The organism is Shewanella gelidii (assembly GCF_014647855.1).
Taxonomy (GTDB): domain Bacteria; phylum Pseudomonadota; class Gammaproteobacteria; order Enterobacterales; family Shewanellaceae; genus Shewanella; species Shewanella gelidii.
Window position 1 is genome coordinate 1 of sequence record NZ_BMPZ01000020.1, and the last position, 7,115, is coordinate 7,115.

General features: G+C 37.0%; 11 protein-coding genes. All 11 read right to left on the bottom strand.

Translation table 11 applies throughout. The annotated features are described in order from the left end of the window. Positions 1-221 precede the first annotated feature (221 nt). Positions 222-473 carry a DUF1040 family protein gene (locus IEY18_RS17140; RefSeq protein ID WP_188923084.1) on the bottom strand — a complete coding sequence of 84 codons (252 nt, stop codon included), beginning with the start codon at positions 471-473 and terminating at the stop codon, positions 222-224. A gap of 127 nt (positions 474-600) precedes the next feature. Further along, positions 601-1,053: a hypothetical protein gene (locus IEY18_RS17145; RefSeq protein ID WP_188923085.1), complete on the bottom strand. Its 453-nt coding sequence runs from the start codon at positions 1,051-1,053 to the stop codon at positions 601-603. A gap of 122 nt (positions 1,054-1,175) precedes the next feature. Further along, complete coding sequence (locus tag IEY18_RS17150) at positions 1,176-1,445, bottom strand: hypothetical protein (RefSeq protein WP_188923086.1); 270 nt, start codon at positions 1,443-1,445, stop codon at positions 1,176-1,178. Positions 1,446-1,920: 475 nt separating this feature from the next. Beyond that, positions 1,921-2,304, bottom strand: coding sequence for a DUF7079 family protein (locus IEY18_RS17155; RefSeq protein ID WP_188923087.1), 384 nt, complete (start codon positions 2,302-2,304; stop codon positions 1,921-1,923). Positions 2,305-2,427: 123 nt separating this feature from the next. After that, positions 2,428-2,745 carry a hypothetical protein gene (locus IEY18_RS17160; RefSeq protein ID WP_188923088.1) on the bottom strand — a complete coding sequence of 106 codons (318 nt, stop codon included), beginning with the start codon at positions 2,743-2,745 and terminating at the stop codon, positions 2,428-2,430. Positions 2,746-3,185: 440 nt separating this feature from the next. Beyond that, positions 3,186-3,575, bottom strand: coding sequence for a hypothetical protein (locus IEY18_RS17165; protein ID WP_188923089.1), 390 nt, complete (start codon positions 3,573-3,575; stop codon positions 3,186-3,188). 57 nt (positions 3,576-3,632) lie between these two features. Continuing rightward, entirely contained in the window at positions 3,633-4,649 is a 1,017-nt protein-coding gene (locus IEY18_RS17170; protein ID WP_188923090.1) for a serine/threonine-protein kinase, read from the bottom strand. Further along, positions 4,646-5,098: a hypothetical protein gene (locus IEY18_RS17175; protein ID WP_188923092.1), complete on the bottom strand. Its 453-nt coding sequence runs from the start codon at positions 5,096-5,098 to the stop codon at positions 4,646-4,648. Before IEY18_RS17175 ends, IEY18_RS17170 begins: the two co-directional genes overlap by 4 nt. Positions 5,099-5,226: 128 nt before the next feature. Further along, positions 5,227-5,742: a hypothetical protein gene (locus IEY18_RS17180; protein WP_188923095.1), complete on the bottom strand. Its 516-nt coding sequence runs from the start codon at positions 5,740-5,742 to the stop codon at positions 5,227-5,229. A 125-nt stretch (positions 5,743-5,867) separates the two neighbouring features. Then, the gene (locus IEY18_RS17185) at positions 5,868-6,182 is read right to left on the bottom strand and encodes a hypothetical protein (RefSeq protein ID WP_188923097.1); all 315 of its coding nucleotides are present in this window, start codon (positions 6,180-6,182) and stop codon (positions 5,868-5,870) included. Positions 6,183-6,289: 107 nt separating this feature from the next. After that, positions 6,290-6,943: a hypothetical protein gene (locus IEY18_RS17190; RefSeq protein ID WP_188923099.1), complete on the bottom strand. Its 654-nt coding sequence runs from the start codon at positions 6,941-6,943 to the stop codon at positions 6,290-6,292. Positions 6,944-7,115 lie beyond the last annotated feature (172 nt).

The window sequence follows — 7,115 nt, forward strand, 5'->3', positions numbered from 1 at the left end:
TTACTTTTAAGATATGAACGGATCCGTTTTAGATCAGAATAATACTCAACATTGAAAAAAACTGCACAGCCTAAGGCTAGTAATACTACTAGAATCATACGACATACTCCTTAAACAGCTAACGCCCTGTTAATGGGCAAAATTATGTTGGCTAAAATGTGAAGCGGAGCGAAACCAAGCCAACGTAATTTTGTCCACTTTAACAGCTTGTTAGGTAAGCCTTACCACTCAGAATTTTGTACTTTGCTTTTTAGATACTCAAGAAAGTCATCATCTTCGACGTTGAACAAGTCAAAACCTGTTTGTTTAAACCCATCATTCTCCGCGCTTTCCACTTCGCCCACGCCAGAGTTAATTTGAGAATATCCATTTTGTAAAATATAGATAAGCTGATTAAATCTTAAATCTGGATTTTTCGTCCAAAGTTGATTTATTAGTTCTAAAAATTTGTTAATTCTTTGCGGATCTCTCATTTAAAACTCAATCCCAGAATGGCTACCTAACGCCTCAATAAGAGGCCAAATTATGCTTGGCTATACTTTGTGAGGAACGAACACTTGCCAAGCGTAAGGCGTCCGACTTTATTGACTTGTTAGGTAACTATTTAAACCAACCTGACAAACTTTCTACATCTATGAACTCACAACCATTTGACTCAGTTATATGAAGAGTAGAATGCACTGCGTAGTCCTTTTTTATTTGAATATGCACACCATGAAATTTAGGACTTAAGAAAGTAACTATATCGCTAGGTGAACGGTACACTTTTTTTACATATTTTTCATCCCAGTCATAGACAGGGGTTGGAATATATAATTCTGAATCTTCGGTATCTTCAAGATCATAAATAATAGCTGCCGTGTCGTACTCCGAAGGGATTCTGATATATAAATCACACAAGTCGGTAAGACGACCACAGGACATTAGTGCTTCTACGCCGAGTGAATTTTTTTCACCAGCTTTAAGAGTAAAGCCTTGCATATCAAAACAACCATTCGAAGCATACGAGCTAAATGCTGGAAGCATTAAAATCCACACTAGATATTTACGCATAACCTTCCTTAGTTACCTAACGCCCTGTTAAGGGGTTGATAATGTTTGGCTAAACTTGTGAAGCGAAGCGAAACCGAGCCAAACTTTAGCAGTCCCGCGCTTAAACAGCTTGTTATGTGTATTTAAACACAGTCCTGATTTTCATAGATAACTTCAACAACTATTTGAGGCATCTCATTGCGAATAAAATCAGCCTCTGATGATAAAAGATAAATCTTTTTTTTAGCGAGAATTCTATCTAACAGAGCTTTGGAAGACGATTTGTTAAATTCCTCGCCCATGTCTAGACCATCATCCATTGCAAGAAACAACTCTAATACTTTAGCTTTCATCATGGCTACTTTTGCAATGTCAAATTTTACTATGGCTGACTTTATATCCGAATCATTCATCGATTACACATAACGCCTTAATAAGCGGCGCAGAATGGTTGGCTAAAATTAGCGAAGAATGAGCGCAAGCCAACCTTTATGCGTCCGTTCTTGATTTATTTGTTATGTGGCCATGCACCAAAGCTAGCGTGGCAAACCCACACATTAAACACCAGATTAAACCACTTTAAGACAAACCATAAGGTGACGAGAAGAACCTAGCGAAGAAATAGAAAAGCAGGACTTCAGCGTTTGTTTAACCACATTTTTTTATTGTTATTATCAGCGGCTTTGTAAACACTAAAGCTGATTAATTGAAAGCCAGTTTACAAGTAAAAACCACTTAATGAAACTGCACTTTTAACACCGTGCGCTTTACTGCCCATAAACCCGAAAACGACACATAACGCCCACAATAATGGGCAAATATCAGTTGGTTAAAATAAGCGACGCAGGAGCAAAAACCAACTGTTATTTGTCCTGATTTATTTGCTTGTTAGGTATCGCCTCGACACGCTAAAATCTTGGGTTCTAGTACTTTCCAGTGACCTCGAATATATCCATTCAATCCAAAATTCCGAGGTTTAAAAAAGTAGAAAGCTTTTGATTTGAATATAGTTTTTGGCTTAGTTATTTGTTTCACTAACCATTCCTCATTAAAGCCCGCCCATTCACCTGCTATAGAAAGAAGGTTACCTGAAACAACTGGCGCTACTTCTTCAGTTAAAATTTCTTTTAACTCAGCTATGGAATACTCAGACTCTGAACAAATTTGGGCAATTTCATCATAAATCAAAGTTACATCAGTATCTAAGAACAGATCAGAAAATGCTATCCATACAGGCTTTCTACTTTTTATTTGCTCGAAAGTGAAATCCAAGACTCAAACCTCATACGATACCTAACGCCCTAATAATGGGCAAAAAATTGTTGGCTAAAATGTTGAGGAACGAAAACAGCCAACTGTTTTTTGTCCTTGTTTATTAGCTTGTTAGGGTTACTTTTACCCAAATGGTGATTTAAAGCAACCACGTTTATACTCTTGAATTGTTATGTCAGCACTGAAGCTTGCTATACCACTACCTGTGGCTAGTTTATTTAATGATTTTAGTGCTTCAGAAGAATAACCATTAGCAAGCAAATGACTAGCAGTCCAACATACAACCCACTCATTTTTATGATTGAGTAAAGGAATTAAATTAGGCAACTCTTTAATATGAGTAATCGCTTCCTGCATTTTATCAAAATGCTCAGAATCATTTAGAGAAGTGCCGTCTCCTTTGGCTATAGCTGACTCACAGAATTGTTCAATATGCGACATACTATCCTTGTAACCCTAACGCTTGGTTAACCTGTTTGACATACTTGGCTGGTGTTTTTGCGTTTTTTGCAAAAACCGAGACAAGTGTGACAAATCTGATTTGAACCACTTGTTAGTTTGCCCTACTGCAAACTAGTTGATTTAACTAAAGTTATAACTTACACCAAGACCTAAACGAAGCATAGAACTTTGCTATTTACCTGATGTGTTATAACCAACTTATAAATGTAAACATGAGAGAAGAGTATAAAACGAGAACTTACTCCATGTTCACTTACAGCGTGCTAAGAATATGACTAAGCACGATAAATGTATCAAAAGATAGTTGCTTAAAAACTATGGGCAACTAACGCCCCAATAAGGGGCTGATAAATGCATGGCTATACTGTGTAGCGAAGCGAAACCGAGCCATGCTTTAGCAGTCCCGCTTTATTGACTTGTTAGGCTTCGATTTTGCCCAAACCAAATTTTATACTTTCACAAACTACATCATATATTTCGTCATAAAACATGATTTGATAATGTTTAGAGTTAGACATATGTGCCTGATTAAACGAAGCTAACCAATCTGAGTCCAAAATTTCATGTATTGCAGCATTAGTATCTCGATTTGCAACTATACAGCCGTGTACTTCATCACTGGCCATAGAAAATGTTTGTACCTTATTTAATATTATATGCTTAAGGTTTTCGGCAGAGTATGTATCGTCGGGGTTGTAGTATTCGAAACCAAATAGAACAACCCCGTTGTTTTTCCAACGAACATTTTGTAATTCGGGTCCCCTACCTTCATGATAGAAATATTGTTCTAAAACTGGATTTAACTTCATACGTTCCCTAGAAGCCTAACGCCAAGCTCAACTGCGGAGTCAGATTGCAGCTGCTTGTTATGCATATGATGCAACGATTCTTTTGAAGAACTCTTCATCGACTTCTTCGTCTGAAAGACCTTTTACGCAATGAACTTTCAGGCGCCTGCCATTTCTTTTGTAGTCAATTGTCCAGCCACTTCTGTTATGTGTCTTTTCAATTTCAAACTTATCACCATTTAGTGCTGTTCCAACCCATGTAGTAGCGCTTAATGGACTCCAGTCTATCGATAGCACTGATTTTTCAAGAGCTTGTCGAAAATCGCTAGCACTTTGATAGCGCTTATCAGGACTATTATTAATTGCCTTATTTATTATGGTCTTAATTTTTCTCGGGACGTGCGGTAGATATTTTCTGTCAGGGTACTTATTCCCTTTAACCGCAGCCCTCCATTCATCCATCGTTGAAAAGTTAAAAGCCATATCTGGGACGTTATTTATTAGACGATAGAGAGTAATTCCCATTGCGTATATATCACTTAGTTTGTCCATTGGGTTGCCATCAATTACCTCTAAAGGTTGATGTGGCTTATAGCCCATTGTATCTGATGGGTCTACGTGATAATCCAATGCCAAGCCGAAGTCTGATAACTTTGCTTCAGCATTATCTCCAAAAAGAATATTTCCGGGTTTTATATCCCTATGCAGGACGTTACTATTGTGGGCGTGCTCTAATCCCAAAAGAGCCTCAGATACAATTTTCAGTGACTCTTGGATCGATATAAATCGATTTTCGAGATGTTTTTGAATAGAGCCTTTGGCTAAGTACTCCATTGCTATGTAGACACATGGAGTACCTTCATATACAAAAACATCAACTTCCTTAACGTCAACGATATGCTTGTGGCGGCAAGCCTCAAGTGTCTGAGCCTCTTTTACGGCCTCGACAAATTTATCCGGATTGGCGACTTTGATTAGTTTTATCGCCCTGTCTGCCTTGAGTAATGGGTCATAAGCTTGGAATACAAAGCCAAAATTTCCATTACCTAAAAAATCGATAACCTTAAACTTTCTGATTTTATCTGGCTTTTTCATAGTAAAAACCATGCTACCAGTGCAGCATCTTTCGTTGGTTTGTCCCAATAAGGGGGATGCATCCCAAGATTGTCGTCTACATACTTGTAGACATCATCTTTTTTCGCAAGACCAAACTTAGTTGCATTAATTCCTTGGCTAGTAAAGTGACTTGCTGAGATATTTCTTTTGTGGCAACAAAGATTCAAAATACCAAGAGGGAATAATGAATTTTGAATTGGCTTGGTTGATTTCAAAACGAGCGGCAATTTATAGCCCACCTGATTTGGATTGTGATTATCAAGCAACAAACATATTTGAGTTTCAAGCCAACCAGACATGCTTGTTACATCAAGCGCTTTAGGATAAACAATCTTGTTTTTATCTAAGAGAGCCACATTGTCACCATCTTTTTCAATTACACAATATCTAAAATCATTAGTAGTAAAGTTAAAGCCTATATTTTTCACTATATATCCTTGTGCTAATACTAGGGTGCATAACGCCACATTAAGCGGCAAAAAATTGTTGGTTAAAATGTTGAACGGAGTGAAAACAACCAACTGTTTTTTGTCCGTTTGAATGCCTTGTTAACAGGCTATTCTCGACTTTCAATTCTTTTGTCCCATGAGTTTATAATCCCACCGACTCTTAGAGTTGACCAATATGGTAGTGCAGCTATGAAATAAAGTGACTTTTGATAATTATTATTAAACTCGTAAATAGAACCTAAAAGCATTGCGCCAATCCCAAGTAATGCTCCTGCCAATAATGATCCAAACCATGGGTTTGTAACGGCTAAACATGGATATTTTGAAGTTGCAATTGCTAATTCTATATTTTGAATACTGTTAAGGTTTTTATAAGCATTATTTATTGCGAACCAAGAAAGAAAACCTGAACCTAAATAGAGTACAAGTAAAGTAACTTGTAATGAAATTATTGAAGTAAATTCAATTGAAAGAAAAGGTACTTTAGGTAACTTTTCTCCTTTACCAATATAAGCTAAAGAATAAGAAATTCCTGCTATAAGTAAGCCAAAGAATACCGCTCTCTGTGTTAATTTTAGCGATTCACGATAATTTTCAATTTGGACATCCAATAGTTTATCCAACACCTACTCCATAAAGCCTGTTAACGCCCACATTAAGGGGCTTTTTATTAGTTTGCTAAAATTGTGTAGCGAAGCGGAACCGAGCAAACTGTAAAAAGTCCCACTTTAATTGCTTGTTATGTGTTTTATACGCTAGATTCAATAACTTGCATATAAAACTCTGAATCTAACTCACCACTAACAATAGAATTATTTTCGTCTGCAACCGTATAGATTTGCTGATTACCTGCAAGAGAGCCACTTCCCTCAAGTGCACTTAGCAAAACATATAAGTTTTCTGTTACAGCCTCTTTGATAAGTGCTAACACTTCGTCTTTGTTCTCAGGGGATAAATCTAATGAATCAAGTTTACTGCCAATGTAAGATTTCTCACTAGCATAAAGCTCAAATGAGATGTCTAATTCAGACTTTAATAAAGACACAAATTTCTCAGAGTTCATAGATATCTCGAAAACACATAACGCCTGGTTAAGAGGCGAGTTTTAGCTTGCTAAACTGTTTGCCGAAGGCTCGAGCAAGCTATTACGAGACCTTCTTGAACCTCTTGTTATGTATTCTTTAGCTTCTTTTTAAGTTGAGACAAAAGTGATACTAAACTCTGTCTTACCGCAATTGCTGAATCACGACCCGCGACATACGCATAGTTTGGAATATTCATGCCGATTCCAGTACTAACATCGTAATAGTAAATGTCTGGACCACTAACGGATAAGCTGTCATATATCTTTTCTTCTTCATCAGAATCTATCTCGTAGTCTCCAAAGCCTTGAATAATAAAAGGCTTAAGAGGTGCTTTAGTATTTACGGTATATTCAATTTCTATTTCAGATTTTGTTCGAAGATATACTTGAATTGGCACAGGCGCTTCAAAGCGAACTAAACGAGGTGTAATCACAATATCATAGTTACTTTTGTCTGCAGTCGTAGAGCCAATATCCACAGTTGCATATGAAGAGTCTAAACTATCTTTTATCGCGTAAGAAAGGTATTGACCTAAATCGTATTGAAAAATCATCATTAACTGTGATTCATTATGAAGGTGCTTGGCAAAATTATCTTCAAATACAACTAACACCTTTTCATTACTTAAATTTTCTGCTGGCTTAAAACTTGTTTTAGGCATAGGGACAGGAGCTGTTGTTTTACAACCAACTAAGACTAAAGACAAAAGTATCACTACTAGATTAATTTGTATTTTCACAGGACTTCCTTGAATACATAACGCCTCGCTAACGGGCGCAAATTGTTGGCTAAAATTAGCGAAGAATGAGCGCAAGCCAACTGTTTTGCGTCCACTTTGAGCGACTTGTTAGCTGCTTAGTGCACCACTAATGATGAAAAGTGCCAACAGAACCACAAATGAGATTATTGTA